The organism is Alicyclobacillus tolerans (assembly GCF_048984885.1).
Taxonomy (GTDB): Bacteria; Bacillota; Bacilli; order Alicyclobacillales; family Alicyclobacillaceae; genus Alicyclobacillus_I; species Alicyclobacillus_I tolerans.
Genome location: NZ_JBMGNK010000002.1, coordinates 2,539,245 through 2,562,052 on the forward strand (window position 1 = coordinate 2,539,245; position 22,808 = coordinate 2,562,052).

20 protein-coding genes are annotated in these 22,808 nt (G+C 46.3%); 9 read left to right on the forward strand and 11 right to left on the reverse strand.

The window, feature by feature from the left end; all coding sequences use genetic code 11:
• Positions 1-20 precede the first annotated feature (20 nt).
• The 6 genes from ACOJUR_RS13000 to ACOJUR_RS13025 form a co-directional block, all read right to left on the reverse strand.
• Entirely contained in the window at positions 21-779 is a 759-nt protein-coding gene (locus ACOJUR_RS13000) for an ECF transporter S component (protein WP_420950240.1), read from the reverse strand.
• Positions 761-2,482 (reverse strand): ABC transporter ATP-binding protein, encoded by a 1,722-nt coding sequence (locus ACOJUR_RS13005; protein WP_420950241.1) that lies wholly within the window; start codon positions 2,480-2,482, stop codon positions 761-763. Before ACOJUR_RS13005 ends, ACOJUR_RS13000 begins: the two co-directional genes overlap by 19 nt.
• Positions 2,479-3,414 (reverse strand): energy-coupling factor transporter transmembrane component T family protein, encoded by a 936-nt coding sequence (locus tag ACOJUR_RS13010; RefSeq protein ID WP_072874306.1) that lies wholly within the window; start codon positions 3,412-3,414, stop codon positions 2,479-2,481. The genes ACOJUR_RS13005 and ACOJUR_RS13010 overlap by 4 nt, the downstream gene beginning before the upstream one ends.
• Positions 3,411-4,223 carry a DUF4430 domain-containing protein gene (locus ACOJUR_RS13015; protein ID WP_420950242.1) on the reverse strand — a complete coding sequence of 271 codons (813 nt, stop codon included), beginning with the start codon at positions 4,221-4,223 and terminating at the stop codon, positions 3,411-3,413. Before ACOJUR_RS13015 ends, ACOJUR_RS13010 begins: the two co-directional genes overlap by 4 nt.
• A 208-nt stretch (positions 4,224-4,431) precedes the next feature.
• Positions 4,432-4,569 (reverse strand): hypothetical protein, encoded by a 138-nt coding sequence (locus tag ACOJUR_RS13020; protein ID WP_420950243.1) that lies wholly within the window; start codon positions 4,567-4,569, stop codon positions 4,432-4,434.
• A 134-nt stretch (positions 4,570-4,703) separates the two neighbouring features.
• Positions 4,704-5,075: a hypothetical protein gene (locus tag ACOJUR_RS13025; RefSeq protein WP_072874308.1), complete on the reverse strand. Its 372-nt coding sequence runs from the start codon at positions 5,073-5,075 to the stop codon at positions 4,704-4,706.
• A gap of 134 nt (positions 5,076-5,209) precedes the next feature.
• On the opposite strand from ACOJUR_RS13025, the gene msrB reads away from it, so the two are divergent.
• The gene (gene msrB / locus ACOJUR_RS13030) at positions 5,210-5,647 is read left to right on the forward strand and encodes a peptide-methionine (R)-S-oxide reductase MsrB (RefSeq protein ID WP_072874309.1); all 438 of its coding nucleotides are present in this window, start codon (positions 5,210-5,212) and stop codon (positions 5,645-5,647) included.
• A 47-nt stretch (positions 5,648-5,694) separates the two neighbouring features.
• On the opposite strand, the gene ACOJUR_RS13035 is transcribed toward msrB, so the two are convergent.
• Positions 5,695-6,816 (reverse strand): hypothetical protein, encoded by a 1,122-nt coding sequence (locus tag ACOJUR_RS13035; RefSeq protein ID WP_420950244.1) that lies wholly within the window; start codon positions 6,814-6,816, stop codon positions 5,695-5,697.
• A gap of 137 nt (positions 6,817-6,953) precedes the next feature.
• Here ACOJUR_RS13035 and ACOJUR_RS13040 point away from each other — a divergent pair, with 137 nt between their 5' ends.
• From ACOJUR_RS13040 to aceA, 3 genes are all read left to right on the forward strand, one after another.
• Positions 6,954-8,996, forward strand: a complete 2,043-nt coding sequence (locus ACOJUR_RS13040; protein ID WP_420950245.1) for a S9 family peptidase — start codon at positions 6,954-6,956, stop codon at positions 8,994-8,996.
• A gap of 151 nt (positions 8,997-9,147) precedes the next feature.
• Positions 9,148-9,351 (forward strand): hypothetical protein, encoded by a 204-nt coding sequence (locus tag ACOJUR_RS13045; protein ID WP_072874311.1) that lies wholly within the window; start codon positions 9,148-9,150, stop codon positions 9,349-9,351.
• A gap of 79 nt (positions 9,352-9,430) precedes the next feature.
• Positions 9,431-10,711, forward strand: coding sequence for an isocitrate lyase (aceA, locus tag ACOJUR_RS13050; RefSeq protein WP_072874312.1), 1,281 nt, complete (start codon positions 9,431-9,433; stop codon positions 10,709-10,711).
• A gap of 85 nt (positions 10,712-10,796) precedes the next feature.
• On the opposite strand, the gene ACOJUR_RS13055 is transcribed toward aceA, so the two are convergent.
• On the reverse strand, positions 10,797-11,717 hold the full coding sequence (locus ACOJUR_RS13055) for a DMT family transporter (protein ID WP_420950246.1): 921 nt from the start codon (positions 11,715-11,717) through the stop codon (positions 10,797-10,799).
• Positions 11,718-11,889: 172 nt separating this feature from the next.
• Here ACOJUR_RS13055 and ACOJUR_RS13060 point away from each other — a divergent pair, with 172 nt between their 5' ends.
• Positions 11,890-12,195, forward strand: a complete 306-nt coding sequence (locus ACOJUR_RS13060; RefSeq protein ID WP_420950247.1) for a LysM peptidoglycan-binding domain-containing protein — start codon at positions 11,890-11,892, stop codon at positions 12,193-12,195.
• Positions 12,196-12,340: 145 nt separating this feature from the next.
• Here the strand turns inward: ACOJUR_RS13060 and ACOJUR_RS13065 are convergent, their stop codons facing one another.
• The 3 genes from ACOJUR_RS13065 to ACOJUR_RS13075 form a co-directional block, all read right to left on the reverse strand.
• Positions 12,341-14,080: a class I adenylate-forming enzyme family protein gene (locus ACOJUR_RS13065; RefSeq protein ID WP_420950248.1), complete on the reverse strand. Its 1,740-nt coding sequence runs from the start codon at positions 14,078-14,080 to the stop codon at positions 12,341-12,343.
• A gap of 48 nt (positions 14,081-14,128) precedes the next feature.
• Positions 14,129-15,373 carry a beta-ketoacyl-[acyl-carrier-protein] synthase family protein gene (locus ACOJUR_RS13070; protein ID WP_420950249.1) on the reverse strand — a complete coding sequence of 415 codons (1,245 nt, stop codon included), beginning with the start codon at positions 15,371-15,373 and terminating at the stop codon, positions 14,129-14,131.
• 142 nt (positions 15,374-15,515) lie between these two features.
• Positions 15,516-16,883, reverse strand: coding sequence for a purine-cytosine permease family protein (locus tag ACOJUR_RS13075; protein ID WP_420950250.1), 1,368 nt, complete (start codon positions 16,881-16,883; stop codon positions 15,516-15,518).
• 153 nt (positions 16,884-17,036) lie between these two features.
• Here ACOJUR_RS13075 and hutU (ACOJUR_RS13080) point away from each other — a divergent pair, with 153 nt between their 5' ends.
• The 4 genes from hutU (ACOJUR_RS13080) (at position 17,037) to hutI (ending at position 22,790) form a co-directional block, all read left to right on the forward strand.
• Complete coding sequence (gene hutU, locus ACOJUR_RS13080; protein WP_420950251.1) at positions 17,037-18,650, forward strand: urocanate hydratase; 1,614 nt, start codon at positions 17,037-17,039, stop codon at positions 18,648-18,650.
• Positions 18,647-19,597: an AraC family transcriptional regulator gene (locus ACOJUR_RS13085; RefSeq protein ID WP_420950252.1), complete on the forward strand. Its 951-nt coding sequence runs from the start codon at positions 18,647-18,649 to the stop codon at positions 19,595-19,597. Before hutU (ACOJUR_RS13080) ends, ACOJUR_RS13085 begins: the two co-directional genes overlap by 4 nt.
• A 177-nt stretch (positions 19,598-19,774) precedes the next feature.
• The gene (gene hutU / locus ACOJUR_RS13090; protein WP_420950253.1) at positions 19,775-21,439 is read left to right on the forward strand and encodes a urocanate hydratase; all 1,665 of its coding nucleotides are present in this window, start codon (positions 19,775-19,777) and stop codon (positions 21,437-21,439) included.
• A gap of 82 nt (positions 21,440-21,521) precedes the next feature.
• Positions 21,522-22,790, forward strand: coding sequence for an imidazolonepropionase (gene hutI, locus ACOJUR_RS13095; RefSeq protein ID WP_420950254.1), 1,269 nt, complete (start codon positions 21,522-21,524; stop codon positions 22,788-22,790).
• The last annotated feature ends 18 nt before the right edge of the window (positions 22,791-22,808 follow it).

A 22,808-nucleotide genomic window follows, 5' to 3' on the forward strand; every position in this document is an offset into this window, starting at 1 on the left:
TGTAAAACCCCTCTCGTTATTTATTTCATAGATTGCGAAGTTTCTTGCGAGGTTTCCTGGACAGAGCGATTTGAAATCGTCTTTGCCTCCATGCGCTGTTTGTAGCGTTCCATCAAGCGAAAAACGGGTTTCCCAGCCACAAGCACTAGACCTGCTGTAACCCCTGCATGTGTTGTGTCGAAAGGAAAAAAACTACTCATACAGGCCAGAAGATAAGTGTGCCAATTCAAGTGCTGTTCGCCTATCACGTATTGAATATCCATAAACCAGCCAAATCCATACGCTCCAAGGACGGAAACTAGAATTAATCCCCAGACAGGAAAGCGAATCCAAAATTTGCGAATCAGCCCAGCTAAAAGTCCTATTCCACCCCAAGCAACCATCTGCCAGGGTGTCCATATTCCTTCACCCAAGATTAAATTTGAACCGATTGCGGTCAATGCTCCAACTGCAGCGCCGACTGTCGGTCCGAAACTGAAACCAGACATGAGAATCAGAAACGTAGCTGGCTGAACATCTGGAATCCCCTGCACACTATCTCGTCCTACCGAAGCAATCGCCGCCAATGTAGCGATTACGGTCAACAGCCGGGCATCCTGCAGTTTTCTTTGCATGGTCAAAATGCCTGCATAGCCAGCCAAACCGAGTACAGCCAAGGCTATCCAATACCAGGCCCACCCATGCAAACTACCATAAATCAACACCACTAAGGCTACTAACAGACTCGCACATATCTGCAGCATTTCAAGACGACGCAGGTTTAACATGGACTCTTGCATAGGGTCCACCCCCGGAGTCCGGCATCTTTCCAGGTAAACACCTCGTCATCCACTCCCCGAAAAGCTCGTGCCAGCACCGGGGCATAAAGCATCGCCTGACTCATCCAGCGGCGTGGATTATCGACGACGACAGCCTGTCCACTGTCTATAAAGACTACCTCATCTGCCCATTCTGCCACAAGTTCCAAATCGTGCGTTGCCATACATACTGTACCATCCCATCTAGTTAACTCGTCAAGAAGCCAAATCCTTGTATCTGCATCCAGACCGCGTGTGGGTTCATCGAGCAACAACAAACGTGGTTTCAGCAATAAAGTCAAGCTGATCGACAGGCGCAATTGCTCTCCACCTGATAAATCTTGCGGGGATCGATGACGTTCTGCAAGCAAATGGACTTGCTTAAGCATTTGAACAAGCCGTTCTTCCGTCAAAGGTTGATTGAATCGGCGAAAGACTCGGCGAAATTCTTCCTCAACACTCTCTTCAAACAGCCATTGAGCTGGATTCTGAGGCAAATAGGCAATGTCTTTTAGTACCATTCGCTTTCCCTTGCGCATATGGGTTGCCAACAAACTTCCCTTTGCTTTTCCGGAATGCACAAACAACATGCCTGCAAGAAGTCGCAGGATACTGGATTTGCCCGATCCGTTTGGACCTATTAAACAAATTTTGCTCTGCTCCTTGAGGGAAAGCGACAACTCCTGCAATACTAATTTTTCCGCTAGAGGATAATAGGCGTTGACATTTTGCAACTCGACCAACCCTTGAACCGGATCGACTTTCGCCGTCCCTTGCTTGCTAAAATCAATGCACTGTTTGTCAATCTGCTTATCTTCCGAACTGATTTTCGCTGAATCTCTAGCGGTTTTCTGCCTCATCCCATGGAGCAATTTCTGACGCATGTCCTGAACAGAAAGAGGCGCTTCTAATGGTGATGTTTCTGAACAAAGCGGGTATTGCGCCGTGATCGGCAAAAAAATGGGATTGTGCTGTCGCCACCATGCAACGGCCTCACAAGCAGCTCCATGCCAAACCATGGAACCCTGTTCAAGAATGACAACCTGACCAGCATAAGGATAGATGGACTGACTCTGATGCTCGGTCATCACCACAGTCATTCCCCATTCTAACTGGAACTGATGAATCATCTGCAAAATACTCTGAGCAGCAGCAGGATCGACCTGGGATGTAGGTTCATCGAGCAACAAAATTTTAGGATGATGGGCGATGGCAGCGGCCAACGCGACCCGCTGGCGCATACCTCCGGATAATTCAGCAAGCGGTTTGTCGCGCAAGTGTAAAATACCCATCATTTCCAATACTTCAGTGACCCGCCAGTGCATTTGAGATGGATGAAATCCTAAATTTTCCATCGTGAATGCAACTTCCTGGGCAACGTGCTGATAGACAGATTGAGCTTCTGGTTGTTGATGTACATAACCAACCAAGCGTGTATGTTCAATTGGGTCGATGCCGATGAGGGAATGGCCAAAGAAAGACACCGTTCCTACAACCTCCCCACCATAAAAACGAGGCAGGGCACCACTGAGTATTTTGAGAAAGGTTGATTTTCCACTGCCATTCTTTCCTTGTATGTAAACCCACTCTCCCGCCTCCACTTGCCAGTTCTCTATAGAGAGAGCAGGTTGTAGTTGATTGGGGTAAGTATAAAGCAGTTGACCAATATCGATTGCGAAGCTCAATCACCATTTCCCCTCTTCTGTATATCAAGTCTCCCTTTTCTAACATCTCCCCAAAAGCTCGAGAATAAGGTGAAGAGAAACATAAGCAATGATGTCCACTCGCAGAATCTTTTAAAGGAATTTAAGGAAATCCAATCGGGTTTGATGATAGAAAGATTCAGTAAGGCATATCCGTAAACGAGCATAATCGCTATCAAAAGACTTACACGCAGCCCATCAGATTTGTGAAAACGCATACGCAAGTAACGGCTGCTCTGACCTATTCCATAGCCACGCACCATCATGGTTTCAGAAAGTTTCCAGGATCGCTCGAGCGCACGTGAGAGTAACATTCGCAAGGCAACGCCCACTTTCAACACTGCAGCCAGAAAAGCGTTTTGTCGCTGTTTGCTGGGAAAAAGCCGATCTTGAAACGACAGCCACTCACGAATCTGCTGGTACTCATCCATCACCATTGGCAACATATTGAAAAGAAGTGAAAGCAGAATACGCAAACGAGCCCATGAATGAGGCAGCCAATGTTGAATATCTTCCGGCTTCACAACTAGAGCCAAAGTCGTCATGGATAGTAGCGCTGTCAGATAACGAAGAGTCTGCAGTATCCCAGCGTATAAGCCTTCCGGAGTTAAACGCAACTCCCAGCCTCCCCACAGACGTCCACTCGTCCAAATCAAAGGGGCAAATGGTGTGCCTGCATCAGCGAATATCTGTACAATCGCATATACAATAGCCAGAATCCATAAATAACGCCAGGATAATAAAGAACGTCGTGTACGGGATTGCTGCAGAAAGAATAAGCAGCCCGATACACCCCATAAAAAAATCATTTGCCAGAGAGAAGTAATTGAAAAAATCAAAAAAAGCCAAGCTATTGCCAAACAGAGATAAACATACGGATGAGGTTGGCGAATTATTATTGGTCTCTGATTCATCCTTGACCTGTGGCAGGATTCCATTTGTGATAATCCCATACATCGACATCTCCAGCTTTAGGAATAATCTGGAGAGCACCTACGGGCGCTTCCTGACCATTGATATATAAAAACCAGTCGTAAGGTTTACGCTGACTCACAGGTACACCCGTCCATTGCGAACGAATGCCGTTAATGGAGACTACAAATCCGCCTCCATAAGCGGTTTGTACTTGAAAATTCTGCTCGGTATATTGCATCAGATTCTCGTCAGGGACAATAGGGATCTCTTTTTGAGCGATTACATGTTCAAACTTACTCACAATCAATGTGAATTCGCCATATGGATGCGATTGTTCTGAACTTGACGAGCTTTGTTCGGGTGTTGATGTATGTTGGGTAGCAGAAACTGAGGAAGCCCCTGAAATTGAGCTTGAATCTGAACCTGAACGGGTTGAAACAGAGTTCTTACTTTTCTGTTGTTGAGTGGAATTTTGATTGGATCCGACGACAGATGAGTTGCTAAGCGAACTTATAGTCGTTGCATGATGCTTAACGTTTACCTGCTTTTGAGCTGCCTTCGACACACGTTTGGTATCAAGCCTAGCATTTGTGGTGCTACGACTATGCAAAGAAGAATGTTTTTCAGGAGATGGGCCAGAAAGCTGAGGCGAGGATGACTGGGCAGAAATTTGACCCACTTTCTGTAACCATGCGGAAGAAACGGGTGACGTTTCTTTAGACTGATGCTCACTGGTATATACACCTACGCCGATTGATGCAGCAGCAATGAACAAAGGAACCAGCCGCAGCCATTGAACGCCCCGCATGTCCCATCCTCCTTCAAAGTTTCTTTCTAGGCTTTTTTTATCTACCATTCGTGGCCACTACCCATACCTAAAGGCAGGGGCTTCTCAGAACACGCATGACGCAACCGCCTACGTTACGTTCTGAAGGCTCAGTCCGGGCCAAAAGCAACATAAAAAATGAGCCCAAGAGGGCCCAAAACGCGCATGGCGCTCCCTGCACTGCTCAATGTCAATGAGAAGTGTGAGGATGATGAAAATTTTCATCAGATTCTTCCTTGCGAATTTCGTGAATCATATTGATAAAATAGGTTCCCAGCACAGCCACACTCACTGCCAAACCAATATACCAAGGAATATATTCGTACATAAGGATCCACTCCTTTATCTATTAAACATTCATGCGATGTCTATTACTTAGTATACTATTTTATTCAGCCTTATTGGCCAGGAAAATTCTTCGCAATTATTACCGATTATCAACAACTACTCTAAAAATGCAGATCAAACAGCATTAAATAGTATACGCTTTTGAATTTCTGCTGGATAAAGCAAATCTTTTCTATCATGAGCAAGCGCATCCAATGCAGCTACAAAAGCGTCACCATTGCCTTCCAGAAAAGGGTTTGGCATAACGTAAGCCTGTTGACCGTCAAAATAGGCAAGTTCAGCGTCTCCTGAAAAGCGCACACCATCCAGAGCACCCCAAATGATTAAAAACTCTCCATCCATATGAGTTTTTTCTTGAAACCATTGACTCAACGTTTGACAGACTTCGTTAGCATCCTCAGAATGAAAACCATTTTCCCACATCGTCGTTGTATAACCGTGATCGGCCAAAAAACGAGCAAAACCAGCCATCCATTCTAAACTCAAGTTTATCCCATCCGTTTCTGTTCAATTTACACACCAAATCGCTACTCCTGTGCTATTCGCTTCATTGAAGCCGCTTCGTCCAAGTGCCATAATAAAGGCAGTCAACACCCTTACGAAACGAAAGGCGGGAAAATATGGATCGTCCAACCCTTAAACAACGCTTGACACCACTTCAATACGCTGTCACTCAAGAGAACGCCACGGAGCCCCCGTTTCGCAATGAATTCTGGAATCATCACGCGGAAGGAATTTACGTTGACATCGTCAGTGGTGAACCGCTTTTTTCTTCACTGGACAAATTTGACTCAGCTTGTGGTTGGCCAAGTTTCAGTCAACCTATTGATAAAAATTGTCTGATGGAAAAAACAGACCTCAGTCATGGCATGATTCGAACGGAAGTGCGCAGCAAGAATGCAGACAGCCATCTCGGCCACGTTTTTGAAGACGGCCCTCTAGACAAAGGCGGTCTGCGTTACTGTATTAATTCTGCTGCTTTACGATTCATACCGAAAGATAAACTAGAGGAAGAAGGCTACGGCTCTTATCTCAAACTATTTGAGAACCGTTCTTAATCCATCTCCTCTGATTTGCCGCTCCCCATCGCAAAAACAAGGGTAGCTTAAGATTCATGATCTTTGTCGAGCGTTTGGGTGGCGGATGCCTCTTGCACGAGACTTCGTGAACTGCGTTTAGAGACAATCTGCATAGCTTCTACAAATTTGTTTACATCTGCCTGTAACTCTTCACATTGTTTCTCAAGCAGCGCCTGTTCCTTTTGCAATCGACGAATCTCCTGCTCACGCAATTCCAGCCGATTTTCAAGTTCTCCGCGCTCTCTGCGCAATCTGACGATTTCTCCACCTTCATCAATGATTTCAACAGATTGGAGATATTCAATCAATTGTTGTTTGCTAATTCGCTTATCCACCGAGGATAACGGACGCTCCTCGATCTTCTCCACAGTAGTCTCCTCATGGACAACGGGCGTTGACGGCGGCGGAGAAACAAAAACATTTTTCGCTGAAGTATTCGGCAATGTATATTCATCTTCATCTTCACGCGTAAAAAACGGTTTAATGACAGATTGCCACCTTGTTTTAGCAGCTTGAGCCCTCTTGGATAGCCATTGGATATCCAACCCCGGACGAGATGTCCACTTGCCAAGCAGAGATGCGCCTGTGGAAGGTTCTCGTTCCTCAGTGATATCATTTAAAGTAAAGGTACCACTAGCCAGAAAGTCGACCAGTTTGACAACACAAGCTGCATGAAAAGGTCCATCGAGATCGAGCCGAGCACAATCGGGACAGATTAAATCATCTATCTTTTCAAGAAAACTATCTCGGAAATAAATGGTTCTTGGTAATTCTAAAACAGGTACATCTTTTTGTGTGCTGGCCAAAATTAATTTTCTTTGCGCCACCAAACGTTCTGCCGCCAATTCCACTGCATAAGGATGCATGGATTGACCCATCTGATCCATTTTCACAAGCATTTCATCCAGACGAATTTGAGCATTGCATGTTTCCTGCAAATGAGTTTCCATCACTTGCAAGACCAAAGACTCCGCTTCTTCTTCCGAATCAGGCCAATTGGACAAGACAAAAGATTGCGGTCGACGTTGACTGGCAATAAACTGTTTCGCTTCCTCCACACTAACTTCACTACGGTATTCAGTATCAAATAACTGAACCTGATATTCTTCCGCCACCTTGATGGCCTCAAAACCTTTGAGCGTCTGCATGGTATCTCATCCTCACACGCTGTTGTATGTCGAAAGAGTATCACGAAATGCGTTTCTTCACCAATCAAAATCTTAAAAAGAGTATAATGTTGATCATTGGCAACGACTTTGAAACGAAACAAATTGGAGGTTTTCCCATGCAGCCACCACTCGCTCCCCGCCATCCTCAACCGCAAAGGAAACACGGAGATGTGCGGACTGATGATTACTATTGGCTCAATCAGAAAGACAATGATGAAGTTCTACGGTATCTGGAAGCTGAAAACGCTTATTATGACGAAGTTATGCAACCTCTAAACCAACTTTCCGAAAATCTCTACGAGGAATTTATTGCCCGTATCCCAGACGAAGAACAAGCCATCCCAGTGCGTTTTGGCTCTTACTTTTACTCCCGTCGTCAGGCAAAGGACTGGCAATATCCCGTCTATTTTCGCCAAAAGGCTAATCACCGGGCGGATTTGGCTCATTCTACCCCGGAGGTACTGCTCGATTTAAATGTATTAGCTAAACCAGGAGAATATTTGAGTGTGACAGAACGTCGTATTTCTCCCAATCAACAGTATCTGGCCTATTTAGAAAACAGAGACGGTACAGACCGCTATACCTTACGCGTGCGAGATTTAGCCAGCGGGGAATGGCTGAGTGACGAAGTGCCCAATGTGTTTATCAGCGACAGTATAGAATGGGATGCAAGCGGCCAATACCTTTTTTACATAAGTGTGGATGAAAGCCAAAGGCCCTATCAGCTATGGCGACATAAGCTCGGAGACAAAGAGGACATACTCATTTATGAAGAAGCGGATATGACCTGCGTCATTAGCCTGAGCCAATCACGTGACGGTCAATATCTCTTTTTGCAGTCGAGCAGCAAGACCACCAGTGAAACACGCTATTTGCATACTCATCAGCCAACTGAAAACTGGACACTGTTCCAAGCCAAACGGCCGAATATCGAATATACCCTGGAACACTGGCAGGGAGATTTTCTCGTCTTAACCAATGAAAATGCTACGAACTTCCGACTTCAAAAATGTCCAACGACCAATCGCCAGCCACTGGAAGATGTTTTTCCCTATGATGAGACACGTTATTTGACAAACGTTTATCCATTTGCTGATGCTCTAGTGCTGGAGGGTCGAGATAACGGATTGACGCAAGTTTGGATCTATGCGCAAGGCGAGTTGCACCGTTTGGAATGGTCTGAAACGGTCTATACCGTTCGTGTACTCGAACAGTACGAATTTCAGACCCATGAACTTTTGCTGCAATACGAATCATTTTTAACACCCAAAACAACGTATGCCGTTCATCTTCAGCAACTTACCAAAGAAGCTTTGCTGGTACAGGAGATACCAGGAAAATTCGATCCTACCCTCTACACGCAGCAACGCGAATACGCTTACAGCGAAGACGGAACAAAGATTCCCGTCTCACTTGTCTATCGCAAGGACGCACTTCATAAGGGACCTGCCCCACTGCTTCTAAACGGCTACGGGTCTTACGGTATTTGTTTTGATCCTGTCTTCCAAGCTCAAAATCTGCCTTTGCTCGATCGCGGTTTGATCATAGCCATTGCACATGTTCGTGGTGGCGGCGAAATGGGGCGTTCCTGGTATGAGTCAGGCAAGCTCCAACAGAAGATGAACACCTTCACTGATTTTATCGACTGCGCCAAACACCTCATCAAAAAAGGTTATACTTCTCCTGAGATATTGGCGGCTCGTGGTGGCAGCGCCGGTGGCCTGCTGATGGGTGCCGTCGCTAATATGGCTGGAGAATTATTTGCTGTCATTGAGGCTGATGTCCCCTTTGTGGATGTAGTAACTACAATGCTGGATCCAACCATTCCACTGACAACATTGGAGTATGACGAATGGGGAAACCCGGAAAATGAAACAGACTATCAATATATGAAGAGCTATAGTCCTTACGATAACGTGAAAGCGAAAGATTATCCCCACCTGCTAGTCACTACAGGTTTGAACGATCCGCGAGTAGGTTATTGGGAGCCGGCAAAATGGGTCGCCAAATTGCGCGTCATGAAGACGGATGAGCACATGATTGCCATGCGTATCCACATGGGAGCTGGACATTTCGGTTCTTCAGGACGTCTGGAAATGTGGAAAGAACGTGCCACACAAATGGCTTTTCTACTCGACAAAATAGGCATTCACGCATAACTGACATCAAAAAAGAGGCGTTTTTCAACGCCTCTTTTTTGATGTGCATATTTTTATAAAAATTTTTTCACAAACTGTTTTATAACAGTAGAAATTTCAGATCATTTGTTATATTATACAATCATCCGAAAGTGAAGAAAGGAGAATCTTCATGAAAAATATTTATGACGATTATGGATGGATACCTCGACCGTATCAGCCACTGCATCCTGCTGTTCAACTCGGATGGGTGTCTCCAGAATTCCCGGAAAATGAGAACCGTTTTTATTGCTATCGTTGCAATCGTCCTATTTCAACAAGTACATCTGGAGCACTCTATGAATGTGAACGTTGTATGAATTTGTCCAACGAATAAATTTTTTTACCACAACTGTTATACAACAATAATCAAGAAGAATAAAAAGTGATATAACAGAAAAAAGGGAGAGAACAGAATGAGCCAAAGAGAACGGAAAATTGCCCAGTTGACAGAAGAATGGAATACGAACCCGCGTTGGAGCGGAATTGCAAGAAATTATCAAGCGACTGACGTAGTTAGATTACAAAGCAGCGTGCGCATTCAACATACACTTGCAGAAATCGGATCGGAAAAATTTTGGAAATTATTGCATCAAGAACACCATATTAAAGCATTGGGAGCGCTGACGGGCAATCAAGCAGTCCAACAAGTTAAAGCTGGCTTGAAAGCCATTTATCTAAGCGGTTGGCAAGTCGCTGCTGATGCGAATCTATCGGGCCATATGTACCCTGATCAAAGTTTATATCCAGCCAACAGTGTTCCCCACGTAGTCAAACGAATTAATCAGGCACTCATGCGCGCTGATGAAATTCAATCTGCAGAAGGCGTAGGTGATATAGACTGGTTTGTGCCGATTGTAGCTGACGCTGAAGCTGGCTTTGGTGGTCCGCTGAATGTGTTTGAACTCATGAAGCAAATGATTGAGGCAGGAGCTTCCGCCGTACACTTTGAAGACCAGCTTTCATCAGAGAAAAAATGTGGGCACATGGGCGGCAAAGTATTGTTACCGACTTCACAAGCTATCCGCAACTTGACTGCTGCCCGCCTGGCTGCGGATGTTTTGGGTGTACCCACTGTCATTATTGCCCGAACAGACGCAAATGGTGCTCACTTGATAACCAGTGACGTGGATCCAAGAGATCAAGCCTTCTTGACTGGAGAACGTACAGTGGAAGGATTCTTCAGAATGCGTGGAGGCCTGGATGCAGCCATTGCCAGAGGTCTCGCCTATGCACCATACGCTGATATGATATGGTGCGAGACTTCAGAACCTAATTTAGAAGAGGCCAGAGCTTTTGCTGAAGCTATTCACAAGCAATTTCCTGGCAAATTATTAGCATATAATTGTTCTCCGTCCTTTAACTGGAAGAAGAAATTGGACGAAAAGACAATAGCCACCTTCCAAGAACAATTAGGTGATATGGGATATAAATTCCAATTTGTCACTCTGGCTGGATTCCATGCCTTGAACCACAGCATGTTCTCTCTCGCTTATCAATATCGTCAATTTGGCATGGCTGCTTATTCGCAACTTCAGCAAGCAGAGTTTGCAAGTGAAGCAGAAGGATATACCGCTACTCGTCATCAGAGAGAAGTTGGCACAGGATATTTTGATGAAGTAACTCAAGTGATTGCTGGCGGACTCTCCTCCACCACGGCCTTGACCGGATCGACCGAAGAAGAGCAATTTGTGTGAGCCTATCCCTATACAAAATCCTCCTTTTCCCGACCCTCTGTGGGTAAAGGAGGACTTTTTCCTGTATATGAACACCGATGATGATTTAATCCTCCTGACAGGATAAAGAATCTGCAAGTTTTGCCTGGACACGATGTCTTCTTAATGGTTTACGTACAGCAAACAGGAGCATACCTCCTATGACTAAAGCTGTGCCTAACCATTCTGCCCACCCTACAGTCTCATCAAGCGTAAAAAAAGCAATGAGGACCGTGAAGATGGGATTGAGATTGAGAAACATGCCCGCAACGGTTCCGCCCATCCGTAAAACGCCAAGATTCCAAAAAACCATAGCCACTACCGTACCGAACACGGCAGTATATCCTGCTGCATACCAAAAAGCGGGATAAGCAGGCAAATGATATAAACCGGAAGCTGTAAAAGGCAGGCAGACTACGGCTCCTATAGCGGCTGACCAAAAAGTAGCCAGATAAGGAGATACATCGCGCATCGCTTGTCGGCTAAAGACCGCATAAATTCCCCATATGGCGACTGCGAGCAACATCCATAAATCTCCTTGATTGACCTGTAACTGCAACAGTTTCATCAAGCGACCACTCGTAATCACAACGACAACGCCAGCTAAAGAGATAAACATGCCTATCCACTGTAGACCACGCAGTCGCTCACGAAGAAAAAATAATGAAGCCAAAGCTATGGCAAGTGGGTTAAGCGCTGAAAGAAGCCCGACTTGGTCGGCGCTTGTATGCTCAAGTGCCTGATAAGTAAATACATTGAATAACACGACGCCTGTAGCGCTCATGCCCACCAGTGGCAGCCAAGTGGATTTTTGAGGCCAAAACTTTTGTTCTGTTAATCGTATGACAGGCACCAAACAAACCGCGGACAGAAGCCAGCGCAATTCTGTCAGGGTCAAAGCCGATGCATGCCCCACCAAATCTTTACCGGCTACAAAATTTCCCGCCCATAATATACTTGTGACAATCAACAAGATAACTGTTTTCATGATGCCAACTCCTAACCTGTTCCAACCACAGCACTTCGCTATCATCTTTTCGTCCTAAATAGGCCTTTTTGGATTCTCTTCATAGGCATTGATCCCGCTACTCTTTTTGCAGATCAGCATAGACTACTGCACGGTCCACGATCTAGCAACAGAAGGGAGTGTCCATCCATTCATGGTACGTTATATGGTTCAAAAGGGCGATACACTCGGTGATATTGCTGTCAAATACGGGACAACCGTGCAAGCTATCGTATCAGCAAACGGTATTCGCAACCCCAATATGATTTATCCCGGACAAATGTTAAAAATACCTTCTCCTCATTACGCAGAGAAAAGCAAGTCCAGTTACAGTCCTATGCACCATTCCATGCATCATTCCATGCACTCGCATTCACATTCCATGCATCCTAGCAAACACTATGAAATGCATGACGAGAAATATCACAGTTCACACAAACACAACGGATACAATTCCTGATGGTAACAGTCCCTCGCATCAGTAAGGGTCTGTCAGAATACCCCATCTTGCAGGCGATGCCGACAAGGAAAAAAGCCAGCCAACACCAGATGGCTGGCTGAGCTTTGCTTGTTAGAAATTTTTCTTGGCACCTGGACATCTTGGTTCAGGATTCCATGAATCGCATATCACTCTCATCACGATTCAAACGAGCTTCTGCCATCTCTTGCAACTTGAATTTTTGAATCTTTCCTGTTCCAGTCATTGGCCATTCTTCAACGCTGACAAACCATACATGACGAGGAATTTTAAATTTTGCCAAGCGTTCTTGACAAAACTCTATGATATCACGACGCGAACATTCCACTCCTGGTTTCAGTTCAATAAAGGCAGCCCCTGTTTCGTGAGTCATAGCATCTTTGACACCTACGACGTATGCCTGAGCTACAGCTGGATGCTTACAAATGACATCCTCTACTTCTTTGGGAGCTACATTCTCTCCTGAAATTTTGTAGAGTTCCTTACTGCGCCCAAGTAATTCCAGATAACCTTCTTCATCGATTCGACCGAGATCACCCGTACGAAACCAACCGTCCTTGTCAATAACCGCTGCCGTTTCTTCTGGCTTGTTGTAATAGCCACGCGTTACCAGATTGCCACGGACCGTCAACTCTCCTACCTCGCCAGGTGGTAAATCCTCCCCGGTAAACGGATCAATGGTTTTATACTGACAATTTGCCCCGCCGAATTCCGGTAAGCCACTGGAGCCACCTGGCTTAATCCGCCCTACTTTGTTGACCACAATCTCAATTGGAGCCCCAACTTCAGTATGTACTGTGGCTGCAGTCGCCTCTGTACCACCATAACCCGCACAAATTTCCTGAACTCCGAGCACATCTACCGCTCGCTCCCAAATGGCAATGGGGGCAGGTGCTGCTGCACACATCAGCGCATTCAGTGCAGAGACATCATAACGCGAAACTTCAGGATGATTGACAACTGCCACAAGCATTGAAGGTACGCAGAGAAAATCCGTCGCCTTATATTTTTCCATCATTTGCAAAGTAGTCGTTGCGGTAAATCGTGGCGAAGTAATCAGTGTACCGCCAACAAAAGAAGCCGCTAAAATCCCCTCCACCAATGCAAAGACATGGTAAAGCGGCAACGCCGTATAAATTCTTCGTCCATCTTCAAAAGCACGACTGAGTGCAGTGGAGAAACCGCATCGCAAAAACATATCGTGCGTAATCATGACACCCTTTGGCAGCCCAGTTGATCCTGATGTATAGATAATATCTGCCACTTCGTCTGGATAACGATTCTTTTCAAGTTCCCTGCGCCAAATCTCATCACTGACATCGTCGGCAAGATGCTGAAAAGTTTCCCAGGATATAAATCGCCCGTCAAGCGGCCGTTCACTATTTTGAATACAAACAACCTGTTCAAGATGTATAGACCGATCACGATTCGTCAATTCATCATAAATCTTCTCTATTTCAACATCGTGAGCCACACCACTGGCAGTCTGGTGCATAATCAACCAACGGCTGTCTGATTGACGCAGTAGATAGTGGATTTCATCGCTACGCAACATGGTATTAATGGGCACACAAACAGCACCGATCATCCATACTCCGAGCATCGCAAAGAAGTTGTCCGCCTCATTAGCCATCAGCAACGCCACATGTTGACGACGTTTGACACCAAGTTTGAGAAGAGATTTGGAAAACGCTTTTCCCTTTTCCCACGCTTCTTCATAGGTAAACACATTATCTTCAACAATCAGAAGTGGACGATGGGCATAAAGAGTCAATAAATGTTCAAAGTGCTGAGACAAGGTATATCGCGGCCAAACCGGAAACAAGTCTTGCAAATACTGCCGACGTTCTTCAGCCGTCATGACCATGTGCTGGCTTCTCCTTTCTCTATTTCCTGGTTTCTTAGAGAAATGACTTTATATCGTTCTCTTCCAAATTAAACAAGCATTCTGCCCACCAAAACCAAAAGAATTGGAAAGAACATAATCTACAGAGCGGTACATGACCTCACCTAAAACCAAAAGCGGAGGCGCTTCTTCATCCGGTGCATCACAATGCAAATTCACTGGCAAGCGGCTCGTTTGCAGTGCCAAAAGAGCGACAATACTTTCTAAGGCACCTGCCGCCCCCAAAGCATGTCCTGTAGCTCCTTTGGTTGAACTAACAGGAATATCTGCCAACGCATCGGCAAACACCTTGCGCAATGCCCGACACTCTGCCACATCACCCGCTTGCGTAGCAGTGGCGTGGGCATTGATATAACCAATTTGCTTCGGCTGGAGTCCAGCTTGCTGCAAAGCTTGTTCCATAGCGAGCGCCGCGCCAACACCGTCCGGATGAGGGGAAGTATCATGATAGGCATCATTCGAGATTCCATAACCAACGAATTCAGCTAAAATTTCTTTACCACGTGCTTCAGCATGTGCCCTTGACTCAAGAATCAACACAGCTGCTGCCTCACTCATGACCATCCCTTGCCGATCGCGATCGAACGGACGGGACCAGGTGGATGGGTCGCCATTCCCCGTTTTAGCAAGCGCCCCAGAAGCAGAGAGACTCGCTAAAATTGGTGGATTGAACAGCGACTCTGTGCCAGCCACCAGTACAATATCCGCTCGCCCCGCAGCAATCCATGCAGCCGCCTCGCCAATAGCATTGGCCGAAGAAGCACAAGCGGAAGAAATGGTGAGCACAGGTCCCATCACGCCATAATGACGAGCCAGTACACCAGCCGTGCCACTCCGCATAGATTTGGTAACCAGACGCGGACTGACGCGATTCCTACCCTGTCGATAAATCGCCTCCGCACCTTCTACCAGCGAACCCACACCTCCATAGGTAGTCCCAACGGCAATACCTACTCGATGAACAGGTACTCCCCAGTTTACTTCACCACTTTGTTCGTAACCCGCCTGAGTGAGGGCCTCCCGAGCGGCTACCATCGCCATCTGCGCTGCCCGATCCAATTCCGACGCTCGTTTTTTATCTAGAAATTGCTCCGCTTGAAAATCAGGAATATCTGCGCTCGCCGGTGACCAATTGGCCAAAGAGGCGGGTGAAGCATGAATACCAGAAACACCCGCCAACAAAGAATCCCAAAAGATTGGAACCCCTAACCCTAACGGCGATACGATGCCATACCCCGTCACGACAACCCGCACAAAAAAACCTCCTGCCGTTCTCTCTGATGCTTGTCAAAAAAATAGAATCTTCATGGACATCTATCATCGCAAACGAAAAACTAACCATAAATCCAACAATATTGTAAACTTCGTCTTCACTTGAAACAATTCCTCTGATTTTTTACAAATTTAACTGAGTCTTGCTAAGTTCCCGATTCATTTGGAGACGCATGGGCAGATAATAGAAGAATGCTGAGACAAACAGTCCCACCACCCAGGCAATATCTGCGCCATGCATCCATTTAGCGATGAATCCTTCATGTAAGGTTGTATTCATAAAGGGAAACTGTACAAGAACACCTATGACATAAGCTACAATAGCTGCAAGATTGATGCCGGCATAAGCATCGTTACGTCCCAAAATACCTTCTATGTCATATTTCCCCTTGCGTAAGAAGTAAAAGTCCACTAGATTAATGGACGTCCAAGGCACTATAAAATAAAGTAACAGCAAAATGAAATTTGAGTACTCTGTCAAAAAATCCCCCTGTCCAAGAATGCTGATGAGCGTACCAATGGCTCCAACTGACAAAATAAAAAGCATGCGTTGCCAACCTGTAACATGTAAATGACGAATGGCCCCTAGCGTTGTCGTTACCGACATAAATCCTCCATACAAATTGAGAGCATTAATAGCCAAAACGCCCAGAAAAATGATGATACCCGTGACAAAAAACCAATGAGTTCCAGAAAGTTGTTCAAGATATTGAACCATATCCGCAGATTGTTTAGGTGCAATTATTGCAGCCATAGCCCCTAGTATCATCATCCAGGATGAACTGATGACTGAACCCAAATAGGTCCAGAAAAAGGTAGCTGTTACCGACGTGTTCTCCGGCAGATAGCGAGAATAATCTGCTACATAAGGAGCGTAGGTCAGTTGCCAGCTTGCCATGATGGAAATGACCAGCAAAAAGGCACTCCAGTGAAACGGAACGGGTGTCGAGTGAACATGCGGTAAAAATTGCAACATACGCACACTGATATAGAGAAATAAAATCACAAAAACAATAGCTACATATTTTTCATAAGTATGAATCAGGTCATAGCCGATTGTTACCAGTAAAACTGCTGCGATATTCACGATAATGATGCTCATGGTGACAGAAAGATGGAGAACCCCAGACAGTGCCTGCGCACCAAGCACAGCACTGCTCGAGAAAAAACCAATATACATGACGATAACTAAAATAAGTGGCAGAATAGCCCCTATCTTCCCAAATTGTGCCCTACTTTGAATCATTTGCGGAACGCCAAGCTTCGGACCTTGAGCAGAATGATAAGCCATAAAGAGACCTCCAAGCAGATTGCCGATCACGATGGCTAGCACGGCATAGCCTAGATTGAGTCCCAGTACAATGGCCAAGACTCCTGTAACCACAGTCGTGATTTGAGCATTAGCAGAAAACCAAATCGTGAACAAACTTCGGGCCTTTCCATGTCGCTCATGACTTGGAATATAATCAATACTGTGCTTTTCCATGAACATGTTCGCTGACTACCTCCTCATATTGTGGATTCTCATAGGAAGACTAACGCAGTTTCAATCAACAGACTACGCAAAATATTGCGAACTTTTAGCAGGAATTTGTGGTAATGAAAGCGTTTCATTGCGAACGGCAAGAAAGAACGGAGTGACATGATGTCTTATCGAATGCAACCTACGCATTGTCAAGGTTGGCCACAGGAAGGCTTGTATCGCTTATTAGAGAATGTTCTTTCCCCCGCTGTAGCCGAAAACCCTTACGAATGGACGGTTTATGGTACCGGCAGAGCGATTCGCAACAAAGCAGCACTGCTAGAAACACAAAACTTACTTGCTGACTTGCGAGAAGACGAGACGTTGCTTATTCAGTCAGGCCAACCTGTTGCCGTTTTTGCTACTCATCCCATGGCTCCGCGCGTTCTTATTTCAAATGGCATGCTCGTGCCCAAATGGGCAAATTGGGAGCACCATTATCAATTAGAGCAAAAAGGTTTACTGATGTATGGACAGTCCACGGCCGCATCTTGGGCATACATTGGCGCTCAAGGCATTCTACAGAATACTTACGAAACGCTTCGTGAAGTTGCCGAGTCCTGGGGCGGTACACTGTTGGGCAAGTGGGTCTTGACAAGTGGACTTGGCGGCATGGGGTGTGCGCAACCTTTGGCCGTCAAAATGAACGGCGGAGTGGCCATTGTAGCAGAAGTAAGCGCAGAACAGATTCAGCGGCGACTCGATACAGGATATATCGACGTAGCTACAAACAGTATAGAAAATGCCTTGCAAATGGCTCAGGCAGCATGCCGCAAGAAATACCCCCTTTCTATTGGCTTGCTCGGTCATGCTGGAACAATTTACGATTCTATAGCTAACCGTGGGATGGTCCCTGATATTGTGACTGACCAGACACCTGCCCACGATTTGTTAAGAGGCTACATTCCAGATGAATGCAGTGTGTCGGAAGCTTTACGTTTACGGACGGAAAATCCTAGTCACTATTTGACATTATCCGCTCAAAGTGTGGTTCGTCACACCGCGGCTATGCTGCGTTTTGCCAAAATGGGCAGCATCATCTTTGAATATGGCAACCATTTGCGTGCAGCAGCAAAAGAAGCTGGTCTAGAACAGGCAGTCAATATTCCCTCCTTTATTACTTTATTTGCCCGTCAACGTCTCAGTCGAGGAGATGGCCCCTTACGATTTATTGCACTCTCTGGAAAAGCACAGGATATTTTTCAACTCGATGCTGCTTTGCTCAAACACTACCCACATAATCAACGCATGACACACTGGCTGCATTATGCTCAAGAAAACGTGCACTTTCAGGGATTGCCTGCCCGTTCTGTTTGGTTGACTTACGAAGAACGCGAACAATTATGCGAATGGCTCCCAGAATATCTCAACCAGCAACCGCCTGAAGCACCATTGGCTATCACCCGCGATCATTTTGCCGGATCAACCATGGCATCTCCGCATCGCGAAACAGAAACCATGCCAGATGGAAGCGATGCAGTAGCTGACTGGCCGATTCTAAATTCTCTGCTTATGACCGCAAGTGGCGCCACGATGGTAACCGTGCAACAAGGTGGAGGTGTCGGTGTGGGCCAATCTCTACACTCGGGAATGACACTGGTACTGCATCCTACAGAGGACTTACCCACAAGATTGCAGCGCGTTTTAATGGGCGAAGCCAAACTTGGCGTACTGCGCTACCAAAATGCTGGTTACCCACCCCAGCCAAAGAGGGAAGGGAAAGATGGCGTTATATGAAAAAACCGTATGATTGGCAACGTGTTCAGAGTGAAGAATATTTGCTGAGGCATTGGATACTGGGTCAACCACTGAGCGCCAAGATGCTTTGGAATATTCTTAGCGATCTCGATTGGCAACAGGCACCCCATCAAGTCATGGTTTTACGCTGGCAATTAGACAAAGAGGCGCAAATTTTTCTGGGTGACACGCAAAAATTTACTATCCGTCAACATATTACCGAGATTTCTCGCGATTATATTCCTCAATGCTTGCAAATTTGGCAAGAAGAAGACGAGTGGATCTCTTTTCCACACTATCATTCTGTACTGAATGAAGAGAATCTCTCCAATATGTTGCAAGCCATTCTAGCCAGCTTACCCATTCCTTTACCTGTGCGACTCTTTATCGGAGTGGAAAAAGTGGTGGACACGGTAGTACAAATTCCACAAGCGCTGCGCCTGGCACGCAGGGCTGCCTTGCAAGCCATGGAACATCAGATACAGATTCTCTCGGTGGAGGAAATGGAACTCGATTTAGACCATTGTGATGCACCTAACCATCATGCCGAAAAAAATGATGATCAACCTATCCCTGCTTGGCAAACTCATGACGGCAGAGAAACACCTGCGATTTCGCCTATTGTAGAACAGGCTGTAGCGTATATACACAGTCATCTGCAATCTGCTTTGACACTCCCAGAAATCGCAGTTCAAGTAGCTGTCAGCCGTTTTCATTTAAGCCATCTTTTTCGCCAACATTTACAGACTACTGTGACTTCTTATGTAAGATCTGCACGGCTTGCCAAAGCGGCTGAACTGCTTGCCAATAGCGATAAAAGCATCAACGAAGTAGCAGATGCGGTTGGCATGGCTGACGCCAATTATTTCAGCAAGTGTTTCCGTGCTACATACGCTCTCTCGCCTAGTGAGTTTAGACGCCATAAAAAAGCATCCATTCAAGAGTAAAATTTTTACTTGAATTACTGGAACATCCTGAAAGCTGCAGTCAGCAAATCTTTGCCTTAACTTCGCAAACCGCTCCAGCGACATACCTGTTTGAATACGCTATCATGATGGGCAAAAGACCATAGAAGGGATACGTTTGTTGATTGCCATTGATGTCCCTTGAAGGAGAGAGCTTGGATGTCTGCTAATCTTGAATATCCGATTCACGCCCCTCGCGGAAAAAAACTCCGCTGTAAAGGCTGGGAACAGGAAGCCGCATTGCGTATGCTGATGAACAATTTGGATCCCGAAGTAGGCGAACGTCCACAAGATTTGGTCGTCTATGGAGGGATTGGCAAGGCTGCCCGCAATTGGGAAGCCTACCACGCCATTGTGCGCAATCTAGAACAGCTTGAATCCGATGAGACCTTGTTAATTCAATCGGGTAAACCGGTCGGAAAATTTCGCACTCACGAGGATGCCCCACGAGTCCTGATATCCAATTCCATGTTAGTACCGCATTGGGCAACTTGGGAGCATTTTCGAGAATTAGATGCCAAAGGTCTGATGATGTTTGGCCAAATGACTGCTGGAAGTTGGATTTACATTGGTACACAGGGTATCCTCCAAGGAACCTATGAAACTTTTGCTGCTGCGGCTAGACAAAAAGGCCTTCCTTCACTGGCTGGTACACTTACTGTAACTGCTGGACTGGGAGGGATGGGAGGCGCACAGCCACTTGCCGTGACTATGAATGAAGGCGTCGCCATTGTGGTGGAAGTCGATCCGCAGCGAATCGCCCGACGTATCGAAACGAAATACTGCGATGTTCAGGCCAACAGCCTGGATGAAGCACTTGCTCTGGCTAAAGAAGCTAAAATCAAGAAAAAAGCACTATCCATAGCACTGCTTGGCAACGCCGTGGATGTTCTGGAGGAATTGGTGCAGCGAGAGATGGTTCCCGACTTTGTCACTGACCAAACCTCAGCTCACGACCCGCTCAACGGTTATATCCCGCAAGGATTGTCTCTCGATGAAGCCACGCGCTTACGTCTGGAGAACCCAGAAAGATATATTCAACTTGCCAAGTCCAGTATGGCTAGACATGTAAAAGCTATGCTTTCCTTGCAAAAGCTAGGAGCGACTGTGTTTGATTATGGCAATAATATTCGCCAGGTAGCTTACGACGAGGGTGTAACAGACGCGTTTGCCTTTCCTGGATTTGTTCCCGCATACATTCGCGACTTGTTTTGCGAAGGCAAAGGACCGTTTCGCTGGGCAGCGCTTTCTGGAAACCCAGAAGATATCTATAAAACGGACAATCTCGTTCTTAAACTTTTCCCGGACAATGAACATTTGCGTCGCTGGATAACCTTAGCCAGAGAACGTGTACAATTTCAAGGGTTGCCAGCACGCATCTGTTGGCTGGGCTATGGTGAGCGTGTGCGGTTTGGTCTCGCCTTAAATGAGATGGTAAAAAGCGGTGAATTAAGCGCACCGATTGTGATTGGTCGCGATCACCTTGATTGTGGTTCCGTGGCAAGCCCCAACCGTGAGACGGAGGCTATGCGCGATGGCAGTGATGCAGTGGCTGACTGGCCGATTTTAAACGCACTGGTCAACACAGCGGCAGGAGGAAGTTGGATTTCTGTCCATCACGGTGGTGGTGTAGGTATGGGGTACGCCATACATGCGGGGATGGTCGTAGTGGCTGACGGCAGCGAACGCGCAGCGCGTAAACTGGAGCGCGTGTTGACGACAGATCCAGGCATGGGTATCATCCGTCACGTGGATGCAGGGTATGAAAAAGCAGAACAAGTAGCACGCGAAAAAGGTGTCAACATTCCAATGTGGGAAAATTAATGTCATCCATTCCTCCAAAAACCAATTACAACCATCCTGCTCATCCATGGGCAGGATGAACTCACGGAAAAGGAGTTTTGGCATGACAGAGAGAGTATTCGATTCATTAATTGTGCACGCTCAAGTCGCTACCATAGCCGGTTCTGCCCCCCACTGCGGGAGCTCCATGCGTGAAATAGGCCTATTGAACGACGCAGCCGTAGGCATCATAGATGGCAATATTGCTTTTGTGGGCAGCAGCCAAGATGCTGCAGCGCTGGAGGCCAAAGAGTGTCTGGATGCTCGAGGCAGACTGTTGACGCCTGGTCTCGTCGATCCACACACACATCTTGTGCACAGCGGATCGCGCGAAAGTGAACTGGCGCAAAAGCTGGCCGGTATCCCTTATTTGGAAATTTTGCAACAAGGCGGGGGTATTCTTTCGACCGTCCATGCTACACGCAGAGCAAGTCGGGAAGAACTCATAGAGCAAGCACTTCGCTCCTTGCGAACGATGCTCCTCTGGGGCACAACAACCGTAGAAGCGAAAAGCGGTTACGGTCTAGATGTGCCCACTGAACTGCTGCAGTTACGTGTGGCTCAAGAGTTACGGAAGTTGCAGCCTGTGGAAATTATTTCAACCTTCCTCGGCCCACATGCCATACCGCCTGAATATCAAGATCGTCCGGATGCTTTTTTAGAACAGATGATTCAATTACTGCCAGCCATCCAAGCTGAGCAGTTGGCTGATTTTGCCGATATTTTTTGCGAACATGGTGTATTCAGTGTGGTACAAAGCGAAAGATTTTTGGAAGCCGCTCAAAAAGCTGGTTTCGGATTGAAAATTCACGCTGACGAAGTCGAACCGCTGGGTGGTGCGGAACTAGCCGCTAAACTCGGAGCTGTTTCTGCTGACCATTTATTAGCAGCCAGTGAAAACGGTCTGCGGTCATTGGTATCAGCTGGCGTCATGCCTGTACTGTTACCCGGAACTTCCTGGAACTTACGTGCCAAGCCTGCGCGCGCACGCTTTCTCATAGATACGCTTCAAGCCCCCGTGGCACTGGCCACAGATTATAATCCTGGCAGTTGTCCGACAGAATCGTTGCAATTCATTATGGCTCTGGCAGCCAATGAACTGCGCATGACGCCTGAAGAAATTTTGACAGCTGTAACCATCAATTCCGCACATGCCATTCGCCAAGCTCATCGCGTAGGCTCTATTGAAGTAGGTAAACAGGCAGATCTCTGTCTATTCAACGCGGACAATCCTGCCTATTTGGTCTACCACTTTGGTATCAACCATATAGCAGATGTTTGGAAAAAAGGCCAACATGTGGTGGTAAACGGTCTTTATATCGATAATCCTTGATTGGAGAGAAAAATACTT

Coding starts and splice junctions, on each gene's coding strand:
- ACOJUR_RS13000 (WP_420950240.1), bottom strand. CDS start 779: ATGCAAGAGTCCATGTTAAACCTGCGTCGTCTTGAAATGCTGCAGATA.
- ACOJUR_RS13010 (WP_072874306.1), bottom strand. CDS start 3,414: ATGAATCAGAGACCAATAATAATTCGCCAACCTCATCCGTATGTTTAT.
- ACOJUR_RS13015 (WP_420950242.1), bottom strand. CDS start 4,223: ATGCGGGGCGTTCAATGGCTGCGGCTGGTTCCTTTGTTCATTGCTGCT.
- ACOJUR_RS13020 (WP_420950243.1), bottom strand. CDS start 4,569: ATGTACGAATATATTCCTTGGTATATTGGTTTGGCAGTGAGTGTGGCT.
- msrB (WP_072874309.1), top strand. CDS start 5,210: ATGGATCGTCCAACCCTTAAACAACGCTTGACACCACTTCAATACGCT.
- ACOJUR_RS13035 (WP_420950244.1), bottom strand. CDS start 6,816: ATGCAGACGCTCAAAGGTTTTGAGGCCATCAAGGTGGCGGAAGAATAT.
- ACOJUR_RS13040 (WP_420950245.1), top strand. CDS start 6,954: ATGCAGCCACCACTCGCTCCCCGCCATCCTCAACCGCAAAGGAAACAC.
- ACOJUR_RS13045 (WP_072874311.1), top strand. CDS start 9,148: ATGAAAAATATTTATGACGATTATGGATGGATACCTCGACCGTATCAG.
- aceA (WP_072874312.1), top strand. CDS start 9,431: ATGAGCCAAAGAGAACGGAAAATTGCCCAGTTGACAGAAGAATGGAAT.
- ACOJUR_RS13055 (WP_420950246.1), bottom strand. CDS start 11,717: ATGAAAACAGTTATCTTGTTGATTGTCACAAGTATATTATGGGCGGGA.
- ACOJUR_RS13060 (WP_420950247.1), top strand. CDS start 11,890: ATGGTACGTTATATGGTTCAAAAGGGCGATACACTCGGTGATATTGCT.
- ACOJUR_RS13065 (WP_420950248.1), bottom strand. CDS start 14,080: ATGGTCATGACGGCTGAAGAACGTCGGCAGTATTTGCAAGACTTGTTT.
- ACOJUR_RS13075 (WP_420950250.1), bottom strand. CDS start 16,883: ATGTTCATGGAAAAGCACAGTATTGATTATATTCCAAGTCATGAGCGA.
- hutU (WP_420950251.1), top strand. CDS start 17,037: ATGTCTTATCGAATGCAACCTACGCATTGTCAAGGTTGGCCACAGGAA.
- ACOJUR_RS13085 (WP_420950252.1), top strand. CDS start 18,647: ATGAAAAAACCGTATGATTGGCAACGTGTTCAGAGTGAAGAATATTTG.
- hutU (WP_420950253.1), top strand. CDS start 19,775: ATGTCTGCTAATCTTGAATATCCGATTCACGCCCCTCGCGGAAAAAAA.
- hutI (WP_420950254.1), top strand. CDS start 21,522: ATGACAGAGAGAGTATTCGATTCATTAATTGTGCACGCTCAAGTCGCT.